Annotated in this window: 1 protein-coding gene; it reads left to right on the top strand. The window is 58.6% G+C overall.

The features are described from left to right. Positions 1–10: 10 nt before the first annotated feature. Positions 11–2,833 (top strand): hypothetical protein (locus tag QZY06_RS05635; protein WP_295681365.1); only part of this gene is annotated, 2,823 nt, incomplete at its 3' end.

The following is a 2,833-nucleotide window of genomic DNA, read 5'->3' as shown; positions in this document are numbered from 1 at the left end:
TGGCAAGTTCATGCGCGGCACCTCGCACTGGTGGGCCAAGACGGAGGTTACCCAGGATACGGATGGCAAGTACACCCTGCACATCCGGGTCCGTAAGAACAAGCGGCGCCGTGGCGTGGCAGGCGAAGTCCTCCGCTCCATCGAGCAGCACCTGGGCACGGAGCTTAAGCCAGCCGGTCAGATCACGCCGACCGAATACAAGTTCTGGGCCAAGCTGAAGCCGGATCTGGTGGAAAACTACAGCCGCATCGGCGCTAACCACTTCAGCCCTGAAGCGTTGGAAGAACTGAGGCTGGTCAACGACACCATTTTGGAGTATAGTAAGAACGCCCGCGAACGGTCAGCCGCGCGTAAGGACCGGGACTTAATCTATGCCGCGTTGGAAAAACTCACGAAGAAGAAGGGATCTGACGGAGACTCCGGCGCCATGTTCGCCATCTCTCAGGTCCCTCAAGACATTGAAGCCTGGCTCGATAGCATTACTGGAGACAACGATGGTTTACGGGTTCGGGAGCGCGAAGGCGATGATCGCCAAGGGCGAGAGGCTGTTCGAGGAAGCCAAGGCGCTTCCGGCCGGACCGGAGCAGGACAAGCTGCTGCTCAGGGCCTATCTGAGCCGGGACGCGGGCCAAGCCCTCTTGCCGCACGAGACGATGCACGAGCCACCGAAACCCTTTTCACGCTCGCTGATCCCGCCTTCAAAGGCTACAAAGGCGAAGCCCAAGACCTTGAGCCCACCAGCCTCGGCGAAAGGCAGCGTGCCTGGGTCGTCCTCAACAAGCGGGGCGGAGTCGCCGTCCGTGCCGACCTCATCGAGCGCAGCCCGAAGAACGACCCTACCCTCAACCAAACCTACTGGGAAGTCTCCGGTGTCCGCACGCACTCCAACGAAAGGGGCCGAGGCCTCGCCAGCGCCCTCTACGACCGCATCGAAGCCGACATCGGGCAAAAGCTCCGTCCGTCTGCCATCCTCACGCGGCACGGCTACGCCCTCTGGCAAAAACGTGATGCCGAAGCGGTAAAGTATCACCGCAAATATCTGAGTGGGTACTTCTCTCCGAAGCGGCTCCTAAGGTTCAAGCTCGCCAACGACGAAGAGGCCCAACAAGCCTCCAACATGGATGACCTGCAAAAGGCGCTGGACATAAACCAGCGCCTTAATGCTGTCCTCTCCACGATCCCGGAAGAAGCCTTCAACCCAGACGTCTCTGGAGCGATGTTTGCCATCGACCCGAACTCCAAAAAAGAAAAAAATAATCAACTTTCTCACACCCCCAACCTCCCCATGGACAAAGAAAGCCGTCTCGAACGTGCAAGGGAGATGGGGTTTGATACGGAGACGGTGTGGTATCATGGGACGTCTGCCTCGGACTTCAGCGCATTCAAGGTAGACAAGGGCGGCGTCAACGAGCTTGGTGCTGGCGTTTACTTCTTTGCCAAGCCGACATCGCCCGGCATGTATTTCTATAGCGGCGAGGCCGGTGGATTGCAGGGCGGACGCATCATCCCTGTGTACGTGCGCCAGGGCGATCTCTTCAACTATGGCCGCTTCCGCGACAAACAGACACCAGCAATCCGCGAGATGGTTCTGAACGAAGCTATCGACCGCTTCGTGGCCAACAACAAGCGGGGCTACACCGCCGAGGATCGCGACCTTGTGGTGGGCATGTTCCGCGACGCCCTTTCCCGCACCGGAGACATCAATGGTTTTCTGATGCAGGCTGGCTACGTTGGCGCCGTCGATAAGTACAGCCAGATGCCGGACCAGTTGGTGATCTTTGACCCCGCAAATGTCCGCTCCATCAACGCAGCCTTTGACCCTCTCCGTGACGGCAAGCCTGATCTGATGTTTGCGGCAACGCCGACAATTCCGGGTACTCCGCAGCCTGCGGCTCCGACGCAGGCCCTGACCGGCATTTCTCGCATCGTGGCCATGCTTGGCGATGCTGTGGGTCTTCCCATCCGTGTCGGCCGCGTCTCTCGCGTTCCAGGCATCAAGGCAACAGTGTCTTATGCCGATAGTGGCGTGGGGCGTATTTCCAATGTCGATGACATCCAGCAGGCCGCTGACGTGGTAGCGGATCATCTGGAACGTGTCCTGGGTGAGGAACTTTCCAACCTGCGTGCCGCTAACCAAGGCGAACTCATCGGCATGGCCCGTGAGATTGGCCAGGAGGATGTTTCCTTCGGGTTCCGCCAGTTCATGTACCGCTATGTCACCTCGTATCTTGGGCGCTATGCCCAGAGCAAAGCACCGCAGTTCTACGATGGCTTCGAGGATTTGCTGGGTCGGGTTGCCCCGAACATGCTGGCGGATATTCAAGAGGTCCAGGAAGCCTATGCCCGCTATGCCCAGGCGGAACCCTCTGAACGGTTGAAGACAGATATCGTCCGCCCGATCCCGAGGGTGGGTTATGTGGCGACGGCTACAGTACGTGCCGAGGCCCAGGCTAAGGTGGCCCAACTCCAGGATGGCGTAAAGGGCCAGAAGCTCGGATTTATCTACTCCCTGGGGCGGATCTTCACCTCGGACTTCTACGTCAACTTCGTGTCCAAGAATTTCGCTGGTCACCAGCTGCAACAGTACGCCCTCAACCTGCACGAAGAAAACACAACCATGGAAGGCGTTGAACCCAACGTCCGCATCCAATCCAAGATGCAGGAGAAGGGGCTTGATGTTGCTACCTTAGCAGCTCAAATCCATGAACCCCTGGCCGATGTTCAGGCTATCGTGGATGGGACGAAGAAACCCACCCGCGAAATCATGGACAAGCTCCAGGGTCCGCTGGGTATGACACGGGCGTGGATCTCTACGGGTAGGGATCGCATTACC

The organism is uncultured Nevskia sp. (assembly GCF_903885465.1).
GTDB lineage: Bacteria > Pseudomonadota > Gammaproteobacteria > Nevskiales > Nevskiaceae > Nevskia.
This window is presented reverse-complemented; position numbering and strand designations above follow the sequence as displayed.